Raw genomic sequence first — 24,737 nt, 5'->3', positions numbered from 1 at the left:
CCTTACGCTTTAGCTTTTAACTTAGTTCTTCTTCTCTCTGCCCATGCAATTGCATGTTTATCAAGCTTAACGGTAAGAAAACGCATAATGCGCTCATCTCTCCTGAATTCCTGCTCAAAAGGACCGATGGCCTCTCCTGGAGCTTGGAATTCGAATAAGTGATAAAAGCCACTTTTTTTGTGTTGGATCGGGTACGCCAATTTTTTCAGGCCCCAGTTCTCTTTGGAGACCATTTTGGCCTCAAATTTGCTTAAGAAATCCTCGAATTTCTTAACTGTTTCCTCTATCTGGGTGTCAGATAGAACGGGATTCAGAATGAAAACAGTTTCGTAATGGTTCATATTAATTTACATTTTTAAGGAGCGCAAAAGTAAGAATTATTCAATCGATTCACAAGAAATAGTAAAAATGTTCGTTATAAAGAGAAGAACCGTCAAATTAAACTTAACCTAAAACCCAAATTCAGATCATGACAAGATAAGGAAAGTGGATACAATGTTTAAAACTTTTATTGCCGTATCCATCGAATTTTCAGTAATTTGTCTATGATTTAACCCCACAAATCAACCCATTTATGAAACTAAGAAGCATTGTCGTTGATGATTCATCTATGCAGCGTATGGCAGTTGCCAAGTTGGTGAACAATCATCCAAACCTAGCCCTTGTTGCCGAGTACAGTAATGCTATTGAAGCAAAAAACGGACTCAAAAACAACGAAATAGACCTTATTTTCCTTGATGTTGAAATGCCCATCATCAGTGGATTCGACCTACTCGAATCCCTGGAGAACAGACCACAGGTAATTCTTATCACCGGGAAACCAGACTACGCCTTAAAGGCTTTTGACTACGACGTCACAGATTACCTGCACAAACCTATCACTATGGCGAGATTTGACGCCTCTGTGAAAAGGGCTGTTGCCAAATTTGAGCAATTACACCAGGTAAACGAAGACGAAGAACACATTTTTGTAAAGAGTAACCTCAAGAAACGTAAAGTCATACTAAATGACATCAAGTGGATAGAAGCTCTTGGAGATTACATAAAGTTGGTTACGGACGAAGCCAATATTGTCATCCTGTCAACTATGAAGGCTTTTGAAAAACAATTGCCAGAAGATAAATTCCTGAGAATACACAAATCCTATATTGTGAACCTGGAGAAGATTGAGAAATTCAACAGTAAAAATGTTGAAGTGGGGGGAAGATCAATTCCATTGAGCCGAAACAAAAAGTCGGAACTCGCAGAAGCCTTGAGCAACGTTTAATTAAAATCATACATAGTCGACATTATAAATTACTCTAACCGATCTGAATTTAGAAATAGCATTAAAGGAACGTTCAATTCTTTTAATGCTATTTTTTGTTTGAGCCAATGACTGTCCGCTTGGTATCTTCAATAGCACATTCTTAATGTACTGGTTCCTGATTCGGGAAACCGGAGGAAATTCAGGTCCCAGCACCTGGGATTTGAATGCATTCCTGAGTCCTATGGAAAACCATTCGGCCGCCTCATTTAATTGGTCGTAATTTTTATGTTTAAACGTAATCCTGATGATTCGGTTCACAGGAGGATATTTGTACTGTTCCCGTTCATACAGCTGTTCCTTATACATGGCTTCATAATCACCGGAACTCACCTGCTGCAGAATCTGGTGTAAAGGGTTATAGGTCTGTATCAATACCCTCCCGCGCTCTTTGGTTCTTCCAGCCCTTCCCGCAACCTGGGTCAATAATTGGAAACTGCGCTCATGCGCCCTGAAATCCGGGAAGTTTAACAGCGCATCCGCATTCATGATCCCTACCAAACGAACATTGCGGAAGTCGAGCCCCTTGGTGACCATCTGTGTGCCGACGAGGATATCGAGCTCCTGCTCTTCAAAAGCGTGAATGATCTTTGCATAGGAATGCTTTCCCCTGGTAGTATCCAGGTCCATCCGGGAAACCTTGGCTTCCGGGAATAACTCCCTTACCTCTTCCTCTACTTGTTCTGTCCCAAAACCTTTAGTGTCCATTGTAGCATTACCACAGGCCTCGCAAGCCTCCGGCAGGCCGTAATGATGACCGCAATAATGGCATCGCAACTGTTTACTGTATTGGTGAAAAGTGAGGCTGACATCACAATTAGGACATTGGGGAGAATGGCCGCAGCTTGTGCACTCTACGATAGGAGCAAACCCCCTCCTGTTCTGGAACAGTATGATCTGCCCTGATGCTTCAAGTGCCTCTGCCATCTCTTCTACCAGGCGCTCCGAGAAATGTCCCTTCATGCGCTTTTTACGATACTGCTCAGAGATATCTACCAGTTCCACTTCGGGCATAAGCACATCCCCAAACCGGCGATCTATCCTGGCATAGCCGTATTTCCCCGTTCTCGCATTATAAAAACTTTCAATACTTGGAGTTGCCGATCCTAATAATACATCTGCTTTGTTCAGATGCCCCAGCACAATGGCGGAATCCCTGGCATGATAACGGGGGGCTGGATCGTATTGCTTAAAGGAATTCTCGTGTTCTTCATCCACGATCACTAAACCCAGGTTGGTGAATGGCAGAAACATGGAAGAACGAGCCCCCATGACGATACTCGCTTTTTCCTTAGCCCGTAATACGTTATTCCAAGCTTCTACACGTTCCTGTATATTATAGCGCGAGTGATATACCGTAATGCGGTGACCAAAATAAGATTGTAAGCGTTCTATTAACTGGGTGGTAAGGGCAATTTCCGGCAGCAAATACAATACTTGCTTTCCTTTATCCAGAGCTTCCTCGATCAGCTTAACATAAACTTCGGTCTTACCCGAAGATGTCACCCCGTGCAAAAGTGTCACCTTGTCCTGATCAAATTGCTGTTTTATAGTTTCCAAGGCTTTCTGCTGAATGGGATTCAGTGCTTTGCTCGACTCATCCTCCTGCCCGTTTTCGTAACTTACCCGGTCCTTTCTCAATTGGTATTCTTCAAGAACGCCTTTCTTCACCAAAGAGCGGATCACGGTTCGAGATATTCCACTTTCCTTTTCCAATTTTTCTAAGGACACCGGTTTTTCTGTGGTACCCTGCATTTGGAACAGCGAAAGTACTGCCACTCGCTGCTTTGGAGCACGGGAAAGTTCGTCCATCAGCGCCTCTAAAGCGGTCTCTTCAGCATATGCCGCCTCTAACCTTACGTAAGAGACCATCTTGGGCCTGTATTGCTCCTGTATGGTCTCGTGCACTTGCACCACTTCTTTTTCTATAAGACGATTGAGCAATTGTAAGACATTCTTCTTCTCAACTATGGCCATGATATCCTGCACCCGTAGCGAAGATTGATGTTGCAGGGCTTCGTAAACCAGGAATTCGTCATCTTTAAGTCCCTCCTCGTCTATCTCTACTTCCTTATTTGCGGTGATCACAGTCTCACTCTCCAGTAAAAATGCCCCGGGTAATGCTGCCCGGACCACTTCGCCCAGGGTACACATATAGTAGGATGCGATCCACTCCCAATGTTTTAATTGTAAACTGTTAACGGTAGGCTCATCGTCTAATAACAGGTCTATTTCTTTAGCTTCGTAGGCCGTAGGTGCAGCGACGTTCCTGGCATAAACCAGCCCGGTATAGCGTTTAGATTTTCCGAATGGGACAGCAACCCGCATACCGATCTGTAGCCGCTCAGCGTCTGCCGGGTTCACTTTATAGGTAAATGCTTTCTCTATGGGTATCGGAAGTACAACTTCGATATACTCGTCCATACGGAGTTAAGTGTATTGGCTGTTCTCAATTATATTCAGCCCTGACCCAGGTTTGGGTGCGATACAAGAAGGCCATATATCCACGGACCTTTAATTTATCAGGATCTTCCGGGTCTAGCCAAATCTTGCAGCGAAAGGTCATTGCTTTTTCTGGATCAAAGATAGTACTCCCGGACCATTCTCCTTCTCCATCCGGCTCCAATCCCTGGATTATCTGCATCCCTTCTATTGGTTTATTTTTCTTTTCACCTTCGCAATTCTCACAGACAGCACCTTCTCGCCCTTCCTCGAGAATCTCTTCTACACGGCCATACATCCGACCATTTTCCTCGTAGATCTCCACCAGAGCTTTTGGCTTGCCGGTACGGTCATCGATGGTCTTCCAAAGACCAAAACAGCTTTGTGCACTTGCTACTCCAAGGGTGCATAAGAAAATTCCCAGTGCTAAAATCAACGGTCTATTCATTCTGTTCTGTGCTGTTTTTTCAAATAATTAATGGTTGCATTCAATTCAAATCCTAACAGTAGGATATTCGAATTCAACCAGATATAGACCATCAGGATAAGTAATCCCCCTAATGCTCCGTACAATTCGTTATACCGGGAAAAGCTATCTACATAGATCCCGAAAAGATAGGATGTAATAACGAACAAAATTGTGGTCATCAGTGCACCGAATGAAAAAAATCTTGCCTTTTTTCCTTCGGCTGTTCCAAAGTAGTACAGGATAGCCGTTGTCAGGTAAGAAAGTAATATAAAGAAGAGTGCTTTTCCCAGCCGTGCTCCCACAATCTTATTCTCGGTCAGATCATAACCACGGGTCCTTGCGGCCCACACATTCAAAGAATCCAGTATATAGAACTCCACATATACATATACCACAGCACCGAAGATCAATAATACCGAAAGAATAAGGCCCACCATGAGCGCATAAGCATACTGTTTAAAGAAATTGCGAGTCAGCTCTATGTGGTAGGAATTCTCAAATCCTCCAAAAATTGAATTAACCCCGTTAGCCATCAAAAAAATAGATACAAGGAAAGCCGATGACAGTACTCCCCCACTCTTCTGGTCCTTGATCTGCAGGTAGACATCAGAAAAATATTCACTTGTCGCGGTCGGTAGAAAAGATTCCAAAAAATGCAGGAATTGAGTATCAAACGTAGCTTCACCAACATTTACCAGAGGAATTACAAAGGGAATAAGGGTCACTAAAAAGATGATCAGTGGAAAAAGAGCAAGAAAGAGGCTGAAAGCGATAGAACTAGCCCTTGTTGAGAGCGCTCCCTGGAAAATCCCCACGATGTACATCTCCAACAGGTCGTAGAGGGTAAGACCTTCAAAGTCGGGTAGTTTTATCTTCTTAAGCCCCCTGGCTAGGGTATTAATTACAGGGATCTTATCTATGCGTTTTTCAATCTCCTTGGACATCTAAACGGCTTTTAAGCTGAAATCCATGTTATACACGGAATGCGTAAGCGCACCTGAAGAAATATAGTCGACCCCACACAGGGCGTAACGCCTGATGGTATTTTCATTGATTCCGCCCGAAGACTCTGACTGGCTTCTATTCCCGATCATTTTGACTGCCTTCTCCGTATCCTGGAAATTAAAATTATCCAGCAAGATTCGGTGAATACCGCCGGCCTTTAAGATTTCAGCCACCTCTTCCAGGTTACGTGCTTCAACGATGATCTTCAAGTCACGTCCTGTTTCCTTGAGATAATTCTTGGTCTTCTCAATGGCAGCTGTTATCCCTCCCGCAAAATCGATATGGTTGTCCTTTAACATTATCATGTCATACAGGGCAAAGCGATGGTTATGCCCACCACCTATACGTACGGCCCATTTTTCCAATGCCCTGATCCCTGGAGTGGTCTTTCGCGTATCCAGAATCTGGGTCTTGGTTCCTTCCAATAACCGTACATATTTACGGGTCTTCGTGGCAATTGCGCTCATCCGCTGCATACCGTTAAGCACAAGTCTTTCTGCTTTGAGAATACTCTGGGAGCTGCCGCTGACATAGAAAACAATATCACCAAATTCTACGGGGGAACCATCAAGGATCAAAGTTTCCATTTCCAATTCAGGATCTACGTATTTAAAGACCTCCCGGGCAAATTCAACTCCGGCTACAACGCCCTTATCTTTCACCAATAACTGGGCCTTTCCTTTAGCATCTGCAGGGATACAAGCCAATGAACTGTGATCCCCATCACCGACATCTTCCCTGACGGCATTGGCAATGATGCCTGCTATCTCTTCCCTGAATTGTTCTTCTGATATCATATATTCTGGATTGTACTTCGCTAAATTAGTAAAAACTAACGCCACAGCGGGACTTGATTTTTCCTAAAATTCTATCTTTGCCCCATGACCATAAAGCTGCTCGCCGTTGGAAAAACGGACCGAAACGAACTCTCAGAACTGATCGCAGAATACGATAAAAGACTGCAGCATTATGTCCGGTTTGAGACAGAGATCATCCCTGACCTCAAGAATACGAAGAATATCAGCCCCCAACAACAAAAGGAGAAAGAAGGTGAGGCCATCCTTAAACGGTTGAAGCCAACAGATGTACTCGTGCTACTCGATGAGAACGGCAAGCAATTCAGCTCGGTAAATTTTGCGGCTTACCTGCAAAAGCAAATGAATGCAGGCATAAAGACCTGGGTATTATGTATCGGCGGTGCTTACGGGTTCAGCGAGGCTGTTTACAGCGCTGCCAGGGGTAAGATCAGTCTTTCCAAAATGACTTTTTCTCACCAAATGGTCAGGTTGTTCGCCGTTGAGCAGTTATACCGCGCTTTCACAATCCTGCGCAATGAGCCCTATCACCACGAATAATCCTAATACAACACACGGAATTTAATGGTGTTCTCTACCTTCTTCAGGGCTTGTATAACCTCCTTGTTGTACTCCTTGTTCAGGTCAGAGATCACATAACCCACGTCGCTATCGGTAGACAAGTACTGCCCGGTGATGTTCATCTCGTATTTGGCCAGAACCTCGTTGATCTTTGCCATTACCCCCGGAACATTTTTATGAATATGCAAGAACCTGTGTGAATTGTCTTGTTTAGGCAGGCGGATATTCGGGAAATTCACGGCATCTACCGTATTTCCTGAATTGATATAGCCCATGATCTTATTCGGAACAAAATCAGCAATATCGCGCTGTGCTTCCTCCGTACTACCCCCAATATGCGGGGTAAGGATGACGTTGTTTAAGCCGCGCAACTCCGTTTCAAATGCCCCGTTAGACCGTGGCTCTTCCGGGTAAACATCTACTGCGGCACCGGCGAGTTTACCGGATTTCAGCGCAGCGACCATCGCTGGAATATCCACTACAAATCCTCGTGAAAGGTTGAGTAATACCGCCCCGTTCCGCATCTGGTTAAACTCGCGTTCACCGATAAAATTCTTATTAGCCTTGTTGTCATCAATATGAAGAGAAACCACGTCCGAAACATTCAGTAGATCTTCCAGGGTTGAACAGGATTTCGCGTTTCCAAGGGCCAGCTTTTCATCTATATCATAGAAATAGACCCGCATGCCCATAGCTTCTGCCAATATGGATAACTGTTTCCCGATATTGCCGTAACCAACGATTCCAAGGTTCTTGCCTCGAACCTCCCTGGAGTTGGCAGCAGTTTTCTGCCATTGCCCGGAATGGATTTCCATACTGCGAGGGAAAATGCTTCGCATCAGCATGATGATCTGCCCAATAGCCAGTTCCACGACAGAGCGGGTATTGCTATATGGAGCGTTAAAGACCACTACACCCTTTTTCTTACAGTAATCCAGGTCTATTTGCGTGGTACCGATACAAAAAGCCCCCACAACCAGTAATTTATTGGCCGCATCGAGAACTTTCTGGGTGACTTGTGTCTTAGAACGGATTCCTAAAACATGCACACCCCTGATCTTCTCTATGAGCTCCTCCTCGGAGAGGCTGTGCTTTACCAATTCTACGGCAAAGCCATCTTCGGACAGGTTATCAAAGGCAGCGGGATGCACGTTCTCCAGTAAAAGAATTTTAATACGGTTCTTAGGATAGGATATATTTCTTGGCAAATCGTTCACAAATAAAAATTCATCTAAGTTAGGTGCCACGTGATCGGCATCTTTAGTGGCCTTCTCACGGTGCACATTTTCTGTATAAGCGAAGAACTTATCAGCAATACCAGCTTCCCGCATAACGTAATCGCTGTAACCATCCCCGATCACCTGCACTTCACCATCCAGGTTTAATTCCTTTAAACATTGGATCTTCCCATTGTGACCGGCCAGGACATTAGTTTTATCAAAACCGACAATTCGGCCTTCCTCATCAAACTGGAAGGTATTGGCAAACACCCTTTCCGATGGGATATTGTAATCTGCTACGATAGGGTCGATGAACTCTTTAAATCCGCAGGAGATCACATAGATATCTTCTGAGAATTTGTCAAAGAATTCCTTGTTAGAGGCAATACTCTTAGAGATCTTCTGCCGCAATTCTTCTACCAGTTTTGGAAGATCGTCCCGGTGTGCATCTAGCATCCGTATCCTTTGCTCCAGGGATTCGGTAAACGAGATATCGCCGTCTATCCCCAGGTTGGTGATCTTCTGAATCTCCCGAATCACTTCGTCGCGATTAGACCTGTCTTTCAGGGTCATTTCCGCAAGTACATCCAATGCTTCTACCCGGGTTAAGGTACTATCAAAATCAAATACGTATTTTCTTCCAGCTTCTATCATGGTCCACCTTTGATTAAGAGCCAAAAGTAAAAATTAATTTGGTCTGTAATTCACTTAAAGTCCTAAAACTATGTTTGATCCAAGCGATTACGCTTAAACATGTAGAATTCATTTTTTAGGCCAGGGTAAATTAGGAATTCCTTAATTCGCTAATAGAAATCTCAGGTGAAATTGAATAAGTAGTAGTTGTATAACAAGCCGGTGAGGATGGCAAATCCAAAACTCAGTAAGGTCCCTATCAGGATATATTCAGTGAGCTTTCGACTGTTGCTTTCCTTGAGATCATTAAAACGAAAAACAGATTTAGCAGTGATCAGCAAGCCTATGGCATCCCATCTCCCGATAACGATAAACACCAGCACAAATAAGCGTTCTAGTATACCGATATAGCGCCCGGCATTTGGCAGGGATTTATGATCAGTCTCTATCTGGTCAGACATTCCTTCCAATAAATAGGCCATAAGTACCGCAACAGGCTGGGTCACGAAGACCAAGGCTGTCAGCAGAGCCCAATTAAATCCTGCAAAAATCTCTTGCAGCACCGGGGTGGATTCTGCCAGATAGAATACTGCATACCCGAGAATCGCTAAATGCATTGCCTGTCCCAGCATAAATGGAATCCTGCGATACTTAAATGAGTCCTGTATATACAGCCGTAGCAGATCTATAAAGAAATGACTCAGGGCTATTAAGCCGGCTAGGTACCAGAGCGTTAGGTCCCATAGCACTAAGTAGATCAATACAAAGTGTATCAGGATATGTAAATAGAGGTATTGAGACTTTATTTTATTGGCATCCTGGTGGATGGTCCAGCGCTGTGGCTGCAAGAGAAAATCACCCAATAAGTGGGCCAGCAATAATTTCAGGAATAGCATCATGGGTTAAGTTCTTTTAAGATGGAATTGTAGTGCCGTAATATGGAGAGGACCAGGTCTTTTCGCGCTCGCTTAAAACGTTGGCTGACCGCAGACTGCTTTATCCCTAGCTGCTCCGCGATTTGGTTCTGCGCAGCCCCCGGTTCTTTTAAAAGCAATACCATGATCTCTGCGGAAACCTGGCTCCAGTCGTTCATGAAATCGAGGGCGAGCAGCAAGATCAGGTTCAGGGTCCTGTCTTGCTTTGGATGGCCACTGGAAATGGCTAAATGAACTTTTTCATCTTTCAATCGCTCAAAAGTCCTGCCGGATCTCTGGTAAGCCGTACCGTTCGACTCACTTACTTTAGGGCCTTTGTAAGTTTCATCCCCAAGCCCTATTGCCATCCGCACATCGAGCTTTTTAAAGGTTTTTATTCTCGCCTTTATGGCGATGGCCGTATGCAATGCGCGTTCTGCCGGTACACGGATCTGGAATTCATCCCCACGGTAAAATTCCCAGTCTCCCGGGGAATTTCCTAATTGCAGGAAATAGCTTTTCAGTACCTCCATCCACTCGGAGGCTCGGTATTCGCCGGAATTAATTATGTCCCCGGTAATAATCGCGATCATGTTCCACTTTATTAATGATAACGCTAATCTAGTGAAATATTATTCATTTCGATAATAAAATTGAATATTATGGAATTGACTAATCTTACATCAGAACCATCTTCTTACCGCCATGCAATAAGATCTGAATAGTTGTCCGAATTCTTTTTCCAGGATTTCTTCTTCGGGGACAATCTGGAAACGGTTCATATAGCCCACGAAGAGGGCGGCGATCAGCGTATTAAAGGCATTGCCTAAATAAAGTCCCCATGCCAGCAACAGCAGCAATAAAGAAAGATACATCGGATTCCGGGTATAATTATAGATACCACTAGTCACCAGCACCTTAGATTTGCCGGGGTTCCTGGGATCTATACTTGTACCTGCCGTGGCAAATTGTACTAATGCTATTCCCGTCACCAGGATAGCTATGCCCGTCAACACCCATAGCAACCACTTCCTGCCAAAGAAATCGAACTCCCCAACGGGTAGCCACAGGTCTAACAAGTACATACAGGAACCAAAGAATAAGAATACTAATGCCGGTGGAATTTTCAGTTTCATAGTCATGCCCTAAAATTAGTATTTTTGGCCCACTATCACCCCACCTTAATTAATCCACACTTATGATCAAACTGGTCTTTGCTACGCATAATCTTAAAAAACTGGAGGAAATTCAACGGATGGTTCCCGACGGAATACAATTACAGTCGCTCAATGATATCGGGTGCATAGAGGAGATTCCGGAAACCGCCGAGACGCTTGAGGGAAATGCCATCCTGAAAGCAGATCATGTCAGCCGGCATTATGGCCTGCCTTGTTTCGCGGACGATACCGGCTTACTGGTCAACGCACTGCATGGGGCACCCGGGGTATATTCTGCCCGCTATGCCGGACCCAAGAAGAATTCCTCAGACAACATAGCCCGACTTTTAAAGGAATTAAGGGAAAAAGAAGACCGCACTGCTTTTTTCAGGACCGTGATCGCTCTGAACCTCGATGGCCAACAGCACTTATTTACAGGAGAGGTTCATGGGGTCATCACCAAAACGCCTTCAGGAGAAGGTGGCTTTGGGTACGACCCGGTTTTCAGGCCGGAAGGATACCAAGAGACCTTTGCCCAGTTAGCCGCCGAGGTTAAGAACAATATCAGTCATCGCGGTAAAGCTTTCAGGAAATTGATCGATTTTCTGAAATCCGGCCACTGAACTCGTTAAAAAAAGTGTCTGCTACCCTCAAACTGCCCTGAATTAATTCCCCGGAAGCCCCTGTATTAATATGTATTTAACTCATTTACAAATACATAGCAAATATTGTCGCTTGTATGGATAATTAACAGTACCTTTGCGGCCGAATTAACGCCGCCGGTAGCGCAGGTGTTGTAACGGGCAAAACAGGTTCTTATTTGAAGATCGCTCTAGACAACACAACTATTTGCGATTTATAAGAATTACCCATTATGACAAAATTTGAAGCATTAGGGCTAGACACGCCCTTACTGAATGCTATTGCAGACCTTGGATTTGAATCACCTTCCGAGGTTCAGGAAAAAGCAATCCCAATCCTATTAGAGAGTGAGACCGACTTGGTTGCCTTGGCGCAGACCGGTACGGGGAAAACTGCAGCCTTTGGCTTTCCGCTGATCCAGAAGATCGATGCGAGCAGCCGAACTACCCAGGGACTCATCCTCTCTCCTACCCGTGAACTCTGCCTGCAGATCACCAATGAAATGCAACTGTACTCTAAGTACGTAAAGGGTCTTAATACCGTAGCCATCTATGGTGGTGCCAGTATTACCGAACAAGCAAAACAGGTAAAGCGCGGAGCACAGATCGTGGTAGCTACACCGGGAAGGATGAAAGACATGATCAACCGAGGTATGGTTGATATTTCCAAGATTGAATATTGTATCCTGGATGAGGCAGATGAAATGCTCAATATGGGATTCTACGAGGATATCAAAGATATTCTTTCCAATACTCCCGAAGATAAATCTACCTGGTTGTTCTCTGCAACAATGCCTAAAGAGGTGGCAACCATCTCTAAGAAGTTCATGCATAAGCCCAAGGAGATCACCGTTGGGACCAAGAACTCCGGAACAGATAATGTACAGCACGAATATTACGTAGTAGGCGGACGTGACCGCTATCCTGCACTGAAAAGGCTGGCTGATGCCAATCCTGATATCTTCTCTGTCGTATTCTGTCGTACCAAAAGAGACACCCAGAAAGTTGCGGAAAAACTGATCGAAGACGGCTACAATGCAGGAGCCCTTCATGGCGATCTGAGCCAGAACCAGAGGGATATGGTGATGAATGCCTTCCGTAAAAAACAGATACAGATGCTGGTTGCTACAGATGTAGCAGCAAGGGGAATTGATGTAGACGATATCACCCACGTGATCAACTACCAGCTTCCGGATGAGATCGAGACCTATACCCACCGAAGCGGGCGAACAGGTCGTGCCGGGAAATCAGGGATCTCTATGGTGATTATCACCCGTAGCGAGATGCGCAAGATCAGCGCCATCGAGAAAAAAATTCAACAGAAATTCATCTCCAAACAAATCCCTTCCGGGATAGAGATCTGCGAGATACAATTATACCACCTGGCCAGTAAGATCCGGGATACCAAAGTAAATAAGGAAGTAGAGAGCTATTTACCTGCGATTTACGATGTATTTGAAGGATTAGACAGGGAAGAGCTCATAAAGAAGATGATCTCTGTAGAATTCACCAGGTTCTTTAACTACTACAATAAATCCAAGGACCTGAACACGGACGCCGGCAAGAGAGACGGTGCATCGACAAATGGCCAGATCCCCAGTGATGGTTCTGTTCGGTACTTTATCAACGTTGGTGAACGCGACGGTTATGACTGGATGTCCTTAAAAGATTTCTTAAGGGATACCCTTGGACTGGAAAAAGACGATATCTACAAAGTAGATGTAAAAGACAGTTTTTCTTTCTTCAATACAGAGGCGCAACTTACCGAGTTTATCCTGAGCCATTTCACCGACTTTAAAGTAAAAGGTCGTTTTGTGAACGTCGAGATTTCCGGAGCTCCTGATCAAGGCGGCGGTGGACGCAAGAATAAGAAGGGGAACCGAAGGATGAAGGATCGCGGACCTAAATCTAAAAAGAGTTTCAGCAAAGCTGATTCTGGCAAGCCCGGAAAAAGAAGAAGCAAGAAACGTGATGGTTACTTTTAGTTAATTGTATTCTAAAATATACCAGAAGGGCTAAATTTTTGTTTTATTCGTAGTTGATTATCATTCATGAAGAAAACGATCGCCTTACTGTTTACCTGTATTGGCCTGGTAGCCTTTTCCCAGGAAAAGGCCCAGGAACCACAGGAGATTGAAGCTATTATTGTAAATGCCCAGACCGATGCACCCTTAGAAAGTGTGCACGTCATCAACCTGAACCAGGTGAAAGGAACCATTTCTGACTCCAAGGGAAAGTTTAAGATCCCGGCGGCAGTCAATGATACCCTCTACCTCACCTACCTGGGATTTAAGTCACAGAAGATCCGGGTTACCAATGACATGTTCAAGTTTGCCGATACACGTATTGCGCTTACAGAGCTAGCCTATGCCCTGGAAGAGGTGATTATCAGGCCTTACCAGCTAACGGGTTTCCTCGAGATAGATGTTAAGAACCTACCCATTAATACAGCTTATCAATACAGCATTTCCGGGCTTTCTAAAAGTTACGAAGCGGGGAATAAGAACCCCAGCGCAGTAACCAAAGTACTGGGTGCAATCCTTAATCCTGCAGATCTGCTGCGCAACCTTTTTGGGAAACGACCGCGACAGATGCGCAAACTGAGACAGATGAAAGAAGATGACCAGATCCGGGATCTGCTCGCTTCAAAATTTGACAGGGAAACGCTGACAGAACTTCTGCAGCTGGAAAAAGTTGATATAGAAGATATCCTTTCTAACTGTAATTACTCCGATTCTTTTATACAGACGGCCAATGATCTACAGATCCTCGACGCTATCAGCAGTTGTTACGAGGAATACAAGGTGCTTAACCGGGGGAATTAACTCCTCCCTTAGAGGGTAAATCACTCAATTTTACGACTTTATAACAGTGGCCCCTACTGCGGCTGAACTACCTTATTTTAGGGGAATATATTTTATAATTCTCTTAACATTTTATAGTTTTAGCCAAAATCTGGTATTATGAAGAATCTGTTTATTGCCGTGGCAATTTCCTGTTTCCTTTTTGGGTGCAAACAAGAAAAGAAAACGCCGGAAAAAGAAGTGACCATGGTCATGGACAGTGTGGAGAATGTACCTGAAAAAAACTCCCCTTTCACCTGGGAAGGCGCCAACGTTTACTTCCTGCTCACCGATCGCTTCTACAATGCTGATCCTGAGAACGATATAAATTTTGAACGTGAGGAGGAAACCGGGAAACTACGGGGATTCATGGGCGGCGATATCGCCGGGATCACCCACAAAATAGAGCAAGGATATTTTGATAACTTAGGTGTAAACGCCATCTGGTTCACCCCGGTAGTAGAGCAGATACACGGTGCTACCGATGAAGGCACAGGAAATACCTATGGTTACCACGGGTACTGGGCTAAAGACTGGACCGCCCTTGACCCAAATTTCGGTACTCGTAAAGAGCTCGCCAAGCTTGTAGAAACCGCACATGACCATGGGATTCGTATCCTGATGGATGTGGTGATCAACCATACCGGACCGGTCACCGAAGAAGATCCGGTTTGGCCGGATGAATGGGTAAGGACCAGTCCTCCCTGCCAATTTACTACTTATGAAAACACCACAGAATGCACCCTGGTTGAAAATCTCCCTGATATTTATACCGAATCTGACGAGCCTGTAGTACTGCCCGATGCGCTTTTGGCGAAATGGAAAGAAGAAGGCCGGCTGAGTACGGAACTCGACGAATTGAACACCTTCTTTGACAGGACCGGCCACCCAAGGGCTCCTCGTTTTTACCTGATCAAATGGCTTACGGACTACGTCAATGACCTGGGTATTGACGGTTTCCGGGTAGATACTGTTAAACATGTCAATGAAGAGGCCTGGCAGGATCTTTACGATGAGGCCTCCTATGCTTTTCAGAATTGGAAGAATAAGCACCCGGACGAAGTTCTGGATGATGAGCCCTTTTTTATGGTCGGTGAGGTATATAATTACGGGGTGTCCGGTGGGCGCGAATTTGATCTTGGCGACAAGAAGGTGGATTACTTTGATTACGGGTTTAATAGCCTGATTAATTTTGAATTGAAATCGGACGCCGATAAGGATTACGAGACGATCTTCAGTAAATACAGCGAACTGCTGCATACCAAGTTCAAGGACAAAGGATTCATGAATTACCTGTCTTCCCATGATGATGGAAATCCATGGGATAAAGAGCGGGAGAACCCGTACAAGGCTGCCAACGTATTATTGCTGACTCCCGGAGCTTCACAGATCTATTACGGGGATGAGACCAACAGGGACCTCACTATTGACGGCACCGTGGGAGACGCTACCCTGCGTTCATTTATGAACTGGGAAGATATTGATAGTACGGCTACCAAAGAGGTGCTTACCCATTGGCAGAAACTGGGACAGTTCCGTCGTGATCATCCCGCTGTAGGGGCAGGAAAGCATAAGCGACTGGGAAAGACGCCCTATGTTTTCAGCAGGACGTATACGGATGGAGAGTTTAAGGATAAGGTGGTAATTGGCCTGGATCTTCCTAAAGGCAAGAAGTCACTTTGGGTCAAAGGCTTCTTTGGAGACGGAACTACCCTTTACGATACCTATTCCAATACCCAGGTAGTCGTTAAGAACGGTAAAGTTCTTCTGGATAATCCATATGATACGGCACTGCTCGAAGTACCGGCACCGTAAACCGTTTATTTGCGGGAATGAAGAGCGATCCTGTTGCCCTCGGTATCGGTAAACACGGCCATGTAACCTACGTCTTCCTTAATAAGGGTTTTAGGGTTCACAATCTTTCCACCTGCCCGTTCTACCCGGTCAAGTTCCTGTTGCACATCTGCCGAGGTAAAGTAAACCAGCGGGCCGTGAGAATCACTGGGTTTATACCAATCTTTATGCAAAACTAATGAACCTGTAGTGCCCGGCTTATCTTCTGCATAAGGGAACTATCCCATCACCAGGGGCCCCATATTGTGCACTTGGATATCTATCTGGAAAACCGAGTCATAGAATTTTTTGGCACGGTCCATATCGTTTACGGGTATTTCTACCCAGCCAATCATATTGTGTTTCATAGGTAGTTTTTTAGCTGGATGAACTTATCCGTGAGTTATTTTTTTATCCGTACGCGGGGTAGCAGGTTCTTTCTCCAGTCGTGCTTTTAGACTTCCCAGACCTTCTTCAAAATCCTTCCCGACCGCCTTATCCATGTTCATGAACAACATCATGATACTCATCGGGAATTTATTATTACCGCTGAATCCCCAGGTGACTTTAGTACTGTCTTTCCCGGCGTCATCTGTGATCAGGTAACAATCAGACTGTGATTTCCAGGGTTTAAAGAATCGTAATTCACCATCCACACGTTTCCCTTCCTGTATCGCGGTGATCTCTTGTTCGCCTTCACCCACATCCTTATTCCCTTTCCAATAACTCACAGCCCCCACGGATCCATCAGTCCCGGTGAACTTCTTTTCCATATTGGGATCTTTTTTTTCCCAGGGAGACCATTCGGCCTGGTTCTTCAGGTATTTCAGGTATTCAAAGACATCCTTCCGGGGACGATTTATCGTAATACTCCGGTTCACATCATAACTTTTAGGAGCGATTACTGCCAGTACGATAACAAGCAAAACGATCCCGCCGAGAATATAGAGCGCTGTGATCATGAGAATAAAGGTGTTGGTTACACTATTAAAGATAAGAATTTAAGCCCATGGCAACTGTAACCCTGCAGACTTTTTTTCTCAGGAGCCAGCGTCCATTTCTTCGGTACTGATCATCCATTGCGTACCAAATTTATCCTTGACCATCCCGAACTTACCACCCCAGAAAACATCCTTGAGCGGCATATTGATCTCTCCCCCATCCGCTAATCCGTTAAATACGGCCGTTGCCTCTTCCGCATCCAGAATATTCAGGCTCAGGTGGAGGTCGTTTCCCCGGACAAGGTTGGGCTGCATGGTATCACAAGCGTAGATCTTCTGGTCCCCGAACTGCAATTGGGCATGCATTACCTTTTGCATCATAAAGTCCGGAGTTTCCATAGATTCCGGGGCATCTGCAAACTTCTTAACATCCAGGCTCCCGTTTAATATGTCTTTATAATATTCCATAGCCTCCTGGCAATTTCCGTCAAAGGCGAGGTAAGGTGTAAGTTTCATGATAGGATCATTAAATGGTTTATCTATTAAAATTAACGGAAATCCATTTCTTTACCTAGGATGAATTTTAATTTAATTCCCCGAATTTTTATCCCTTTTCCCGGAAGAAACGGGCTTCGATAGCTTCCAGGCTTTTGATCGATTTGCGGGTCCAGTCCATCCGCTTTTCCAGCTTTTCAGCTTCACTCAGTTGCCAGGGCAGTGGTGAGTTCCGGAGTCTTTGGGTCAAATCGTTCAAGATGATGGCTGCAGACACAGAGATGTTGAGGCTTTCCGTAAAACCGGCCATAGGAATAGCCAGGTAGGCATCGGCCTGCTGCATCACCTCTTCACTCAGGCCTTCCTTCTCCGTTCCGAAAAAAAATGCTGTGGGCTGTTCCAATTCAAAATCGTCCAGCGTAGAAGACGTGGCGTGGGGCGTTGTGGCGACAATACGATACCCCTGATCACGCAAATGCCGCATACAAGCTTCGGAATTCTTATGCCGGTATACATCTACCCATTTCTGTGCCCCCCTAGCAATTTTACGGTCCAGCTTATCCCCGAATTTACCCTCGATCAGGTGGGCTTGCTGTACCCCGAATGCCTCGCAACTGCGGATCACCGCACTTGCGTTATGCATCTGCCAGATATCCTCGGTAGCCACGGTGATATAACGGGTTCTTTTCGCCAGTACTTCTTCAAAACGTTTGCGGCGCTCCGGGGATAGAAAATCCTCCAGGTATGCTAACAATTCCTTATCGACCATAGTCCGAAATTAAGAAAAACGTATATTTATTTCTGATGAAAAAAAGAGTGATTGCATTAACGGGTGCCGGGATCAGCGCGGAAAGCGGTTTAAAAACTTTCAGGGATGCCAAGGGCTTGTGGGAAGGCCATGACGTGATGGAAGTGGCCTCGCCCCAGGGATTTTACAGCAACCCTGAATTGGTGCTCGATTTTTACAACCAACGCCGGAGGCAACTGTTGCAGGTAGAACCCAACGCAGCACATAAAGCCCTTGTCTCCCTGGAAGAACACTACGAAGTGCATATTATCACCCAGAATGTTGATGACTTGCACGAGAGGGCCGGAAGCAGTAATGTCCTTCATCTGCATGGCGAACTACTCAAAGCTCGAAGTACACGCCCGGGGGCAGAACCTTTTCCCTGGACAAAAGATATTTGCTGGGGAGACCACTGTGAACAAGGTCACCAGTTACGCCCCCATATTGTCTGGTTTGGGGAGGAGGTTCCGCTGATGCCGGTAGCAGCGAATCTGACCAGTGATGCCGATATCCTGATCATTATCGGGACCTCTATGCAGGTATACCCGGCCGCCGGACTGGTCCATTATGCCCCGGATGAAACCCCTATCTATTTTGTGGATCCAAAGCCCAGTGTATCAGAAGCGGATTTCAGGAACCTCCACATCTATGCAGAAAGTGCCGTCAGTGGAGTCCCTAAGATCTTAGATGCCTTGACCCGTAATTAAATAAAATGCTCGCAGCGATGGATACGTATAAGGGAAGCCCGCAAGATTTACAGAGCTGGGTTTCCGGTACAAATGTTTCTAAAGCCAACCGCTTGCAAAAAGCCGGGCGGGTCCTTAACGCACCAGAACTGGTAGCCCCGCTCTTTAAGTTGGCATTTGGTCCTGAAATGGCATTGAGTTATAAAGCGCTCTTAATCCTGGAACAGGTGGCCATAAAAAAGCCCATATACATCCTGCAATCCTACCACGAAAGCCTGGATAAACTACATACCATTACAGAACACCGGTCTGTAAGACCCCTGGCGCGGATAACAGAACTCATGCTCTTGCAAAGTTTTCAAAAGAAAGATCCATTATTCCTGGATTGGTTCGGGGATGAAGACCTGAAAAAAATGACCTCCCTGTGTTTTAATTGGTTGATCGGCCAGCACAAACCTGCCACCAAAGCCTTTGCCATCCACTGCCTCTACCTGCTGGGTACCCGGATATCATGGATACACCCGGAACTAAAAGCAGTGATCGAAAATAAATACGCTGACGAATCCCCGGCTTTCCGAGCCCGGGCTCGCCATATCCTCCCCAGGCTTTCCTAAACCTTAATACTATATCCTTTTTGAACTGAGAACGGAATGGTTATCTTTGCCTCTTTCCATAAAAACACAACCTAAAAGCACCGCAAATGGGTCTTAGTCAACTGAATGCCATCTCCCCGCTGGACGGGCGCTACCGCAATAAAGTAGTCCAACTGGAAAACTATTTTTCCGAATATGCACTCATCAAATACAGGGTCCGGGTAGAGATCGAGTATTTTATCGCCCTATGCGAACTTCCATTGCCCCAGTTGTCCGGTGTGGACAAGGGTGTATTTCCTTCCTTACGGGCCATTTACGAGGATTTTAATACGGCTGATGCCGAGAGCATCAAAGAGATTGAGAATACCACTAACCATGACGTTAAGGCGGTAGAATATTTCATTAAAAAGAAATTTGATTCGCTCGGGCTGGCAGAGAGCAAGGAATTCATACATTTTGGCCTTACCTCCCAGGACATCAATAATACGGCTATACCACTTTCCATAAAAGAGGCTCTGAACGAGGTTTACGTTCCACTCTACCAAGAATTGGAAACCCTGCTGGCCGAGATGGCAGATCGTTGGGCTAAAGTTCCCATGCTGGCCCGTACGCACGGACAGCCGGCATCCCCTACCCGACTGGGGAAAGAGATCGCAGTCTATGTTACCCGCCTAAAAGAGCAGTTCAACCTGTTGAACGATATTCCATCAGCTGCGAAATTCGGAGGGGCGACCGGGAATTACAATGCGCATAAAGTAGCTTACCCGGATACGGACTGGCAATCTTTTGGGCGAAATTTCGTGCAGGATCGCCTGGGGCTGCACCACTCGTTTCCCACTACGCAGATAGAGCACTATGACCATATGGCGGCACTCTTTGATGCAATGAAAAGGATCAATACCATCGTAATAGACATGGACAGGGATTTCTGGACCTATGTCTCCATGGATTACTTTAAACAAAAGATCGTAGCCGGGGAAGTGGGCTCATCGGCTATGCCGCACAAGGTAAACCCGATCGACTTTGAGAATTCTGAAGGCAACCTCGGCATCGCCAATGCCCTTTTTGAGCACCTGGCCGCAAAATTACCCGTTTCCAGGCTACAACGAGACTTGACAGACAGTACTGTGCTGAGGAACGTCGGAGTACCTTTTGCACATACCGTTATCGCTTTTAAAGCGAGCATGAAAGGATTGAACAAATTACTGCTAAACGAGGCCAAGGTAAACCAGGACCTGGAAAATAACTGGGCGGTAGTAGCAGAGGCGATACAAACAGTGCTGAGGAGAGAAGGCTATGCCAATCCTTATGAAGCATTGAAAGGCCTTACCCGAACCAACCAGGCGATCACCAAGCAGGTGATGGCCGATTTTATCGATACCCTGGAGGTATCGGATGCAGTAAAAGCAGAACTCAAAAAAATATCCCCGCAAAACTATACGGGGATATAAAGGTCTACGCGATATTGTAAGTTAATTCGCGATAAAATCGCTTAGGGCGCCTAATTGATCACCCTGGAAATCCGATTTCTGTATCGCTTTAACCAGGTTCATCAGTTGGGCAGGATTCATATTTTCTCCTAATACGCGGATCAGGGCAAATCCCTTGTCGTTATTATTACCGTAGATAACCACCTCGTCTATAGCGTCGTCATCGCCCTGGTATTTGACCATTCCCTTCATTTCGGGAGAATTGATCTTCATCAGGTCCTTATAACGGTCCCCTTTCAGGATCTCGTCTACTTTACCTTTCTCCAGTTCAAATTCGGCCTGGTTAGTACCGGTTCTCTTAAACGCGAGTATATTCAATTTACGTAAGGAGCGTAAAGCTTCCCTCTGTTCTTCGGGGAGTTCAGTCTCTTCAATATTCAACAGGCTTGCCGGCAGGTCCAGCGCAATGAAATTGGGATTTTCAGAATTGCTGACGTAATATTCCTGTAGGCTTGGGGAAGAATTACAGGAAAGTACACTCAATAATAGGGCTGTGCCCAGGAATGCGGTTATAAATTTCATCTTAATCAGGATTAGGTTATAGCTGTAAGAGCCCGTCCCCACGGATGCGGGGTACGGGCCTTGTAATTACTTGTTACTCTTCTGAGCTTTGTTAAGCTCCTGGGGCAGGTCCATCTTCTTGGTCAGGGCCCCGATCTTGGTGAGGTCAATATCCCCGGTCAGGGAGAGCAATACGGTCTCGATCTCGCGATCTTCGATCTTAACTCCCGTATTGTTGATCCCGGTGACGAACATGAGCAGTTCGCTAACGTGATCTTCGTCCTTACCTTGTTTAATGTAGAACTTGACGTTGGCCTCTTTGTCCTTTACCCGCATCAGTTCTTCCAGGGAAGAAGACTTCAGGTATTTATCTACCGTGCTCTTCATATCCGTAGAGACCTTCGGGCTTTGCGTGACAAAGACTTTGAGACCGCTCAGGCTTTTGGCGATATCCATGAATTCCTTGGCTTCAGGGTCATCGACATCCACATCCATCTTCACCAGCAGGTTGAACATATTCTTGTTCACGACCACCGAGGTGACCCCGTCTATATCTTCAAACCTGTCAAAGACAGACTGTGCTTGCATGGCCAAGGGGGCAACGGCCAACATTACTACCAATACTAATTTTCTCATGATTGCATTTTTAAGGGTTGTTATAAATCTTTTCTGTGGCTATTTCAAATTCGTGCAGGTAAGCGACCTTTTCGGTTCCCCGGTCCAGGTTACTTGCCAGTAATTGCAAAGCTTTCCTGGTTTCCTGGTAGGCATATTGCGCCTGTTCTTGTTCTTCCTGCTGCGCGCTGTAGCGGTTCTCGAGGAACATTCCCAGCCCGATTCCTATCACTGCCGCAACCGATAACCAGGAGTATATCTTTTTCCTGTTCCTGGACTTCCGGGGCATGCTGCCGGTATAGGTCTCTTCTTTGGCATGGGCGAAATAATCAAACATCGGGCCGTATTTCAGTAGCTCCGGGGCTACCTCGCCGCTCCGGAAATACTCCCGGATCTCTTTCTCTTCGGCTACCGTGGACTCTGCCTCGAAGTAGCTGTTTATTAACTTTTTTATTTTATCCGATTCCATAGCTGTGTTTTTCTAATAATTTCTCTCTTACGGCTTTCCGAGCCCGTGACAGGGCCACTCTTACGGCTGTGGGATTCATATCCAACATTTCGCCGATCTCTTCATAGTCGTATTCCTCTACATCTCTTAACTGTAATACCAGTTTCTGCTGTTCCGGCAATTCTTCCATGATGCGGCTTACCCATCCCACGCTGTCCCTGGCTTCTACCTGCTGCTGTAGGGATGAGGACGAGTCCGTATAATTGGTATGCACCAGTTTCAGGTTGCCGGCCGACTTAGATTTCAGCCGGTCCAGGCAGAAATTCTTAGTCATGGTCATTGCAAAGGCCTCTACACTCCGGTAATTGGCCATATTCTTTTTACCGGCCCATAATTTCATCAGCACCTCCTGGGTGGCATCCTCGGCTTCTTCCTTGGACACCAGCAGCCGTTTGGCTAATCGGTAAAGCTTGTCTTTGACAGGCATCACCGTTTGAAGGAATTCTGATTGGTTCATTTCAGGTTGATTCACTATCGTAACCATCTTCATGTGGTTTTACACTAGCATGACGAAGATGGACGAATTTTGTTACAAAATATTTTTTTTTATATCGGATGTGAGTAAATTGGGAAACTTTTAATCAATTTAATACGTAATTATAGTAGGCCAGAATATTACTTTCCTCATTTTGGAACGATAATTGAATTAAATTGCAAAAAAAACCGGAACCGGGAAAATGCCCCTAACCTTTAAGACCTTAAACCTATGGCAAGAACTACGGTTCCCCCAAAAAAAACAATTGTGAAAAAGATGAACTATTTAGCCGGGTTCCTGCTGGGATTCGGGTTGCTCCTTACAGGGTGCAGTAAAGATGATGACGGTGTTACAAAGCCGGACGGTCCGGACCCGGATGCGGCCAACCTGGATGTACAGGATTTTATGTACAAGGCCATGAACCTCTGGTACTTCTGGCAGGGTGAAGTGGATATCCTGGCCGATGGCGCTTTTTCCACGGACGCTGAGTATACTGCCTTCCTGGATGCAAACCCTAACCCCGAGACCTTTTACTTTGACGTATTATTATTCTCAGAAGACCGTTTTAGTTTCCTGAGCGAGGATTATAAGGAACTTACCCAGAATTTATCCGGAATCTCCCAGAATAACGGGATGGAATTTGGCCTTGTAGCATTTTCAGGTAGTGATGATATTTTTGGTTATGTCCGTTATATCATTCCAGGTTCCGATGCTTCAACGAAGAACATCGCGAGAGGGGATGTTTTCATTGGCGTGGATGGCGTTACGCTGACAAGGAATAATTATACTGAATTGCTATTTGGGGATAACGCAACCTATACCCTGACCATGGCCAATATCACGGATGGGCAGATCAGCGCTAACGGTGAAGAAGTTACCCTGACCAAAGAAGAAGGATTCCAGGAGAATCCTGTTTTTATCACCAAGACCTTTGATGTCAGCGGCACCAAGATTGGCTACCTGATGTACAACGGATTCACCAATGAATTTGACGAGCAGCTGAACGAAGCTTTTGGTCAACTGAAGGCCGACGGGGCTACGGAACTGATCATAGATTTCCGCTATAACAGCGGAGGTTCTGTAAATTCCTCAAGACTGCTGTCCAGCATGATCTACGGAACCAACACTAACGACCTTTATATCCGTCAGCGCTGGAATGCCAAGATACAGGAGGCTTTCAGCCCCTCAGACCTCGAAGACTATTTCGCGGCTACTACCGGGAGCGGAACTCCTATTAATACCTTAAACCTCAGTAGGGTATATGTACTAACCACCAACAGTACGGCATCTGCCAGCGAATTAGTAATCAATGGATTAGACCCTTATATCAATGTGATACAGGTAGGTACTACCACCAGGGGGAAGAATGAATTCTCCCTGACCATGGTGGATGATCCCAACAGACAGGGAGCACCATACATATATACTCCTTCCAGGGAAAACAATATCAACCCGGATAATTCCTGGGCCATTCAGCCATTGGTAGGAAGAAACGAGAATTCGGTCGGCTTCTCTGATTATACTGCCGGCTTTGCGCCTGAGATCGAGTTACAGGAAGATCTTGAAAACCTGGGAGTATTGGGAGAACTGGATGAGCCTTTGCTCGCGAGGGCCATTCAGGAAATTACCGGTGCCGGAGCAAAGTTCGATTTTACGGTAGACATGCCTGCAGAGGCTTTTACTTCTAGCAAAATGTTCAGTCCGCTTAAGGACAACATGGTCCTGGACAAGGATTTCTACCTGCCCGAGATACAATAATATCGTCTACAAATATAAGTAAAACGGCCCGCAATAGCGGGCCGTTCTT

General features: G+C 45.5%; 28 protein-coding genes. 10 read left to right on the top strand and 18 right to left on the bottom strand.

Going from position 1 to position 24,737, the window contains the following annotated elements; all coding sequences use genetic code 11:
* Positions 1 to 2 precede the first annotated feature (2 nt).
* A complete protein-coding gene (rpsF, locus tag PP178_RS12335; RefSeq protein ID WP_272594654.1) occupies positions 3 to 341 on the bottom strand; it encodes a 30S ribosomal protein S6 in 339 nt (112 codons plus the stop codon).
* Between the two features lie 233 nt (positions 342 to 574).
* Here rpsF and PP178_RS12330 point away from each other — a divergent pair, with 233 nt between their 5' ends.
* Entirely contained in the window at positions 575 to 1,267 is a 693-nt protein-coding gene (locus PP178_RS12330) for a LytR/AlgR family response regulator transcription factor (protein WP_133645050.1), read from the top strand.
* Positions 1,268 to 1,273: 6 nt separating this feature from the next.
* On the opposite strand, the gene priA is transcribed toward PP178_RS12330, so the two are convergent.
* The 4 genes from priA to nadC are packed head-to-tail and all read right to left on the bottom strand — an operon-like array spanning position 1,274 to position 6,019.
* On the bottom strand, positions 1,274 to 3,730 hold the full coding sequence (priA, locus tag PP178_RS12325) for a replication restart helicase PriA (RefSeq protein WP_272594653.1): 2,457 nt from the start codon (positions 3,728 to 3,730) through the stop codon (positions 1,274 to 1,276).
* Between the two features lie 25 nt (positions 3,731 to 3,755).
* Positions 3,756 to 4,196 carry a DUF2147 domain-containing protein gene (locus tag PP178_RS12320; protein WP_272594652.1) on the bottom strand — a complete coding sequence of 147 codons (441 nt, stop codon included), beginning with the start codon at positions 4,194 to 4,196 and terminating at the stop codon, positions 3,756 to 3,758.
* Positions 4,193 to 5,161 (bottom strand): YihY/virulence factor BrkB family protein, encoded by a 969-nt coding sequence (locus PP178_RS12315; RefSeq protein ID WP_272594651.1) that lies wholly within the window; start codon positions 5,159 to 5,161, stop codon positions 4,193 to 4,195. The genes PP178_RS12320 and PP178_RS12315 overlap by 4 nt, the downstream gene beginning before the upstream one ends.
* On the bottom strand, positions 5,162 to 6,019 hold the full coding sequence (gene nadC / locus PP178_RS12310) for a carboxylating nicotinate-nucleotide diphosphorylase (RefSeq protein ID WP_272594650.1): 858 nt from the start codon (positions 6,017 to 6,019) through the stop codon (positions 5,162 to 5,164).
* 84 nt (positions 6,020 to 6,103) lie between these two features.
* On the opposite strand from nadC, the gene rlmH reads away from it, so the two are divergent.
* Complete coding sequence (rlmH, locus tag PP178_RS12305) at positions 6,104 to 6,577, top strand: 23S rRNA (pseudouridine(1915)-N(3))-methyltransferase RlmH (protein ID WP_272594649.1); 474 nt, start codon at positions 6,104 to 6,106, stop codon at positions 6,575 to 6,577.
* Between the two features lie 2 nt (positions 6,578 to 6,579).
* Here rlmH and serA read toward each other — a convergent pair whose 3' ends face one another.
* From serA to PP178_RS12285, 4 genes are all read right to left on the bottom strand, one after another.
* Complete coding sequence (serA, locus tag PP178_RS12300; protein ID WP_272594648.1) at positions 6,580 to 8,472, bottom strand: phosphoglycerate dehydrogenase; 1,893 nt, start codon at positions 8,470 to 8,472, stop codon at positions 6,580 to 6,582.
* Between the two features lie 161 nt (positions 8,473 to 8,633).
* Entirely contained in the window at positions 8,634 to 9,350 is a 717-nt protein-coding gene (locus tag PP178_RS12295; protein ID WP_272594647.1) for a DUF3307 domain-containing protein, read from the bottom strand.
* Entirely contained in the window at positions 9,347 to 9,958 is a 612-nt protein-coding gene (locus PP178_RS12290) for a SatD family protein (RefSeq protein WP_272594646.1), read from the bottom strand. Before PP178_RS12290 ends, PP178_RS12295 begins: the two co-directional genes overlap by 4 nt.
* 90 nt (positions 9,959 to 10,048) lie before the next feature.
* Complete coding sequence (locus tag PP178_RS12285; RefSeq protein ID WP_336298544.1) at positions 10,049 to 10,507, bottom strand: methyltransferase family protein; 459 nt, start codon at positions 10,505 to 10,507, stop codon at positions 10,049 to 10,051.
* Between the two features lie 59 nt (positions 10,508 to 10,566).
* Here PP178_RS12285 and PP178_RS12280 point away from each other — a divergent pair, with 59 nt between their 5' ends.
* The 4 genes from PP178_RS12280 (at position 10,567) to PP178_RS12265 (ending at position 15,821) form a co-directional block, all read left to right on the top strand.
* Positions 10,567 to 11,145: a non-canonical purine NTP diphosphatase gene (locus PP178_RS12280; RefSeq protein WP_272594667.1), complete on the top strand. Its 579-nt coding sequence runs from the start codon at positions 10,567 to 10,569 to the stop codon at positions 11,143 to 11,145.
* Positions 11,146 to 11,396: 251 nt separating this feature from the next.
* On the top strand, positions 11,397 to 13,148 hold the full coding sequence (locus PP178_RS12275) for a DEAD/DEAH box helicase (protein WP_272594645.1): 1,752 nt from the start codon (positions 11,397 to 11,399) through the stop codon (positions 13,146 to 13,148).
* Positions 13,149 to 13,214: 66 nt separating this feature from the next.
* Positions 13,215 to 13,988, top strand: a complete 774-nt coding sequence (locus PP178_RS12270; RefSeq protein WP_272594644.1) for a carboxypeptidase-like regulatory domain-containing protein — start codon at positions 13,215 to 13,217, stop codon at positions 13,986 to 13,988.
* Between the two features lie 138 nt (positions 13,989 to 14,126).
* Positions 14,127 to 15,821, top strand: coding sequence for an alpha-amylase family glycosyl hydrolase (locus tag PP178_RS12265; RefSeq protein WP_272594643.1), 1,695 nt, complete (start codon positions 14,127 to 14,129; stop codon positions 15,819 to 15,821).
* A 5-nt stretch (positions 15,822 to 15,826) separates the two neighbouring features.
* On the opposite strand, the gene PP178_RS14755 is transcribed toward PP178_RS12265, so the two are convergent.
* The 5 genes from PP178_RS14755 to PP178_RS12245 form a co-directional block, all read right to left on the bottom strand.
* Entirely contained in the window at positions 15,827 to 16,033 is a 207-nt protein-coding gene (locus tag PP178_RS14755; RefSeq protein ID WP_336298543.1) for a VOC family protein, read from the bottom strand.
* 45 nt (positions 16,034 to 16,078) lie between these two features.
* The gene (locus PP178_RS14750) at positions 16,079 to 16,207 is read right to left on the bottom strand and encodes a VOC family protein (RefSeq protein WP_336298542.1); all 129 of its coding nucleotides are present in this window, start codon (positions 16,205 to 16,207) and stop codon (positions 16,079 to 16,081) included.
* 24 nt (positions 16,208 to 16,231) lie between these two features.
* Complete coding sequence (locus PP178_RS12255) at positions 16,232 to 16,801, bottom strand: SRPBCC family protein (protein ID WP_272594642.1); 570 nt, start codon at positions 16,799 to 16,801, stop codon at positions 16,232 to 16,234.
* 78 nt (positions 16,802 to 16,879) lie between these two features.
* Positions 16,880 to 17,296 (bottom strand): VOC family protein, encoded by a 417-nt coding sequence (locus PP178_RS12250; protein ID WP_272594641.1) that lies wholly within the window; start codon positions 17,294 to 17,296, stop codon positions 16,880 to 16,882.
* 88 nt (positions 17,297 to 17,384) lie between these two features.
* The gene (locus PP178_RS12245; protein WP_272594640.1) at positions 17,385 to 18,044 is read right to left on the bottom strand and encodes a TrmH family RNA methyltransferase; all 660 of its coding nucleotides are present in this window, start codon (positions 18,042 to 18,044) and stop codon (positions 17,385 to 17,387) included.
* Positions 18,045 to 18,079: 35 nt separating this feature from the next.
* Between PP178_RS12245 and PP178_RS12240 the strand changes: the two genes are divergently transcribed.
* The 3 genes from PP178_RS12240 to purB all read left to right on the top strand — a co-directional run bounded on the left by PP178_RS12240 (position 18,080) and on the right by purB (position 20,792).
* Positions 18,080 to 18,769 carry an SIR2 family NAD-dependent protein deacylase gene (locus tag PP178_RS12240; protein ID WP_272594639.1) on the top strand — a complete coding sequence of 230 codons (690 nt, stop codon included), beginning with the start codon at positions 18,080 to 18,082 and terminating at the stop codon, positions 18,767 to 18,769.
* 17 nt (positions 18,770 to 18,786) lie between these two features.
* Positions 18,787 to 19,362 (top strand): hypothetical protein, encoded by a 576-nt coding sequence (locus PP178_RS12235; RefSeq protein ID WP_272594638.1) that lies wholly within the window; start codon positions 18,787 to 18,789, stop codon positions 19,360 to 19,362.
* 86 nt (positions 19,363 to 19,448) lie between these two features.
* Complete coding sequence (purB, locus tag PP178_RS12230; protein ID WP_272594637.1) at positions 19,449 to 20,792, top strand: adenylosuccinate lyase; 1,344 nt, start codon at positions 19,449 to 19,451, stop codon at positions 20,790 to 20,792.
* Positions 20,793 to 20,813: 21 nt separating this feature from the next.
* Here purB and PP178_RS12225 read toward each other — a convergent pair whose 3' ends face one another.
* The 4 genes from PP178_RS12225 to PP178_RS12210 all read right to left on the bottom strand — a co-directional run bounded on the left by PP178_RS12225 (position 20,814) and on the right by PP178_RS12210 (position 22,912).
* Entirely contained in the window at positions 20,814 to 21,353 is a 540-nt protein-coding gene (locus PP178_RS12225; protein ID WP_272594636.1) for a DUF4252 domain-containing protein, read from the bottom strand.
* A 66-nt stretch (positions 21,354 to 21,419) separates the two neighbouring features.
* Positions 21,420 to 21,968: a DUF4252 domain-containing protein gene (locus PP178_RS12220; protein ID WP_272594635.1), complete on the bottom strand. Its 549-nt coding sequence runs from the start codon at positions 21,966 to 21,968 to the stop codon at positions 21,420 to 21,422.
* Between the two features lie 10 nt (positions 21,969 to 21,978).
* Positions 21,979 to 22,416 carry a hypothetical protein gene (locus PP178_RS12215; protein WP_272594634.1) on the bottom strand — a complete coding sequence of 146 codons (438 nt, stop codon included), beginning with the start codon at positions 22,414 to 22,416 and terminating at the stop codon, positions 21,979 to 21,981.
* The gene (locus PP178_RS12210) at positions 22,403 to 22,912 is read right to left on the bottom strand and encodes an RNA polymerase sigma factor (RefSeq protein WP_272594633.1); all 510 of its coding nucleotides are present in this window, start codon (positions 22,910 to 22,912) and stop codon (positions 22,403 to 22,405) included. The genes PP178_RS12215 and PP178_RS12210 overlap by 14 nt, the downstream gene beginning before the upstream one ends.
* A gap of 294 nt (positions 22,913 to 23,206) precedes the next feature.
* On the opposite strand from PP178_RS12210, the gene PP178_RS12205 reads away from it, so the two are divergent.
* Positions 23,207 to 24,688, top strand: a complete 1,482-nt coding sequence (locus PP178_RS12205; protein ID WP_272594632.1) for a S41 family peptidase — start codon at positions 23,207 to 23,209, stop codon at positions 24,686 to 24,688.
* Positions 24,689 to 24,737 lie beyond the last annotated feature (49 nt).

Source organism: Zeaxanthinibacter sp. PT1, assembly GCF_028464225.1.
In the GTDB taxonomy this organism is placed as follows: domain Bacteria; phylum Bacteroidota; class Bacteroidia; order Flavobacteriales; family Flavobacteriaceae; genus Zeaxanthinibacter.
Note: the sequence above shows the minus strand (reverse complement) of the source record. Positions and strands in the feature narration are given on the sequence as shown.

Excerpts from the sequence above, each read along its gene's own strand:
- rpsF (WP_272594654.1), bottom strand. The coding sequence starts at position 341 with ATGAACCATTACGAAACTGTTTTCATTCTGAATCCCGTTCTATCTGAC.
- PP178_RS12330 (WP_133645050.1), top strand. The coding sequence starts at position 575 with ATGAAACTAAGAAGCATTGTCGTTGATGATTCATCTATGCAGCGTATG.
- priA (WP_272594653.1), bottom strand. The coding sequence starts at position 3,730 with ATGGACGAGTATATCGAAGTTGTACTTCCGATACCCATAGAGAAAGCA.
- PP178_RS12320 (WP_272594652.1), bottom strand. The coding sequence starts at position 4,196 with ATGAATAGACCGTTGATTTTAGCACTGGGAATTTTCTTATGCACCCTT.
- PP178_RS12315 (WP_272594651.1), bottom strand. The coding sequence starts at position 5,161 with ATGTCCAAGGAGATTGAAAAACGCATAGATAAGATCCCTGTAATTAAT.
- nadC (WP_272594650.1), bottom strand. The coding sequence starts at position 6,019 with ATGATATCAGAAGAACAATTCAGGGAAGAGATAGCAGGCATCATTGCC.
- rlmH (WP_272594649.1), top strand. The coding sequence starts at position 6,104 with ATGACCATAAAGCTGCTCGCCGTTGGAAAAACGGACCGAAACGAACTC.
- serA (WP_272594648.1), bottom strand. The coding sequence starts at position 8,472 with ATGATAGAAGCTGGAAGAAAATACGTATTTGATTTTGATAGTACCTTA.
- PP178_RS12295 (WP_272594647.1), bottom strand. The coding sequence starts at position 9,350 with ATGATGCTATTCCTGAAATTATTGCTGGCCCACTTATTGGGTGATTTT.
- PP178_RS12290 (WP_272594646.1), bottom strand. The coding sequence starts at position 9,958 with ATGATCGCGATTATTACCGGGGACATAATTAATTCCGGCGAATACCGA.
- PP178_RS12285 (WP_336298544.1), bottom strand. The coding sequence starts at position 10,507 with ATGACTATGAAACTGAAAATTCCACCGGCATTAGTATTCTTATTCTTT.
- PP178_RS12275 (WP_272594645.1), top strand. The coding sequence starts at position 11,397 with ATGACAAAATTTGAAGCATTAGGGCTAGACACGCCCTTACTGAATGCT.
- PP178_RS12270 (WP_272594644.1), top strand. The coding sequence starts at position 13,215 with ATGAAGAAAACGATCGCCTTACTGTTTACCTGTATTGGCCTGGTAGCC.
- PP178_RS12265 (WP_272594643.1), top strand. The coding sequence starts at position 14,127 with ATGAAGAATCTGTTTATTGCCGTGGCAATTTCCTGTTTCCTTTTTGGG.
- PP178_RS14750 (WP_336298542.1), bottom strand. The coding sequence starts at position 16,207 with ATGAAACACAATATGATTGGCTGGGTAGAAATACCCGTAAACGATATG.
- PP178_RS12255 (WP_272594642.1), bottom strand. The coding sequence starts at position 16,801 with ATGATCACAGCGCTCTATATTCTCGGCGGGATCGTTTTGCTTGTTATC.
- PP178_RS12250 (WP_272594641.1), bottom strand. The coding sequence starts at position 17,296 with ATGAAACTTACACCTTACCTCGCCTTTGACGGAAATTGCCAGGAGGCT.
- PP178_RS12245 (WP_272594640.1), bottom strand. The coding sequence starts at position 18,044 with ATGGTCGATAAGGAATTGTTAGCATACCTGGAGGATTTTCTATCCCCG.
- PP178_RS12240 (WP_272594639.1), top strand. The coding sequence starts at position 18,080 with ATGAAAAAAAGAGTGATTGCATTAACGGGTGCCGGGATCAGCGCGGAA.
- PP178_RS12235 (WP_272594638.1), top strand. The coding sequence starts at position 18,787 with ATGGATACGTATAAGGGAAGCCCGCAAGATTTACAGAGCTGGGTTTCC.
- purB (WP_272594637.1), top strand. The coding sequence starts at position 19,449 with ATGGGTCTTAGTCAACTGAATGCCATCTCCCCGCTGGACGGGCGCTAC.
- PP178_RS12225 (WP_272594636.1), bottom strand. The coding sequence starts at position 21,353 with ATGAAATTTATAACCGCATTCCTGGGCACAGCCCTATTATTGAGTGTA.
- PP178_RS12220 (WP_272594635.1), bottom strand. The coding sequence starts at position 21,968 with ATGAGAAAATTAGTATTGGTAGTAATGTTGGCCGTTGCCCCCTTGGCC.
- PP178_RS12215 (WP_272594634.1), bottom strand. The coding sequence starts at position 22,416 with ATGGAATCGGATAAAATAAAAAAGTTAATAAACAGCTACTTCGAGGCA.
- PP178_RS12210 (WP_272594633.1), bottom strand. The coding sequence starts at position 22,912 with ATGAACCAATCAGAATTCCTTCAAACGGTGATGCCTGTCAAAGACAAG.
- PP178_RS12205 (WP_272594632.1), top strand. The coding sequence starts at position 23,207 with ATGAACTATTTAGCCGGGTTCCTGCTGGGATTCGGGTTGCTCCTTACA.